Origin of the sequence: Xenorhabdus sp. BG5, from assembly GCF_015163665.1 — a bacterium.
Classification (GTDB): domain Bacteria; phylum Pseudomonadota; class Gammaproteobacteria; order Enterobacterales; family Enterobacteriaceae; genus Xenorhabdus.
In genome coordinates this window covers 1-268 of the sequence record NZ_JADEUG010000115.1, presented here as the reverse complement: position 1 = coordinate 268, position 268 = coordinate 1, and the positions used below count along the sequence as shown (strand labels likewise).

The following is a 268-nucleotide window of genomic DNA, read 5'->3' as shown; positions in this document are numbered from 1 at the left end:
GGCTTGATTGCGAGCGAAGCGATAAGCAGCTTCGATATCCGCAGGGGATTTTAAAGATTGCACGAGAGACTGTCCTAAATGATTGGCAAGAGAAGAAGTCAGTTTGATCAGGCGCTTAGTGCGGCGACTATCCCCTAAATCAGCATATTGAAAAGTGTCTTTTGCCCATTGCTCAGCATCTGTTGAAAACATCATACGTGACCTCAACGTAGTATTTCTTATTGAGATCAGCTAGGTAGAAAAAGGTTCAAAAAAATCCCTCGATTCA

Annotated in this window: 1 protein-coding gene; it reads right to left on the bottom strand. The window is 42.9% G+C overall.

All coding sequences use genetic code 11. From position 1 onward, the window contains the following. Nucleotides 1-192, bottom strand: a 192-nt coding sequence (locus IQ209_RS18075; protein WP_193852548.1) for a transposase, incomplete at its 3' end; no start/stop codon positions are given. Nucleotides 193-268 lie beyond the last annotated feature (76 nt).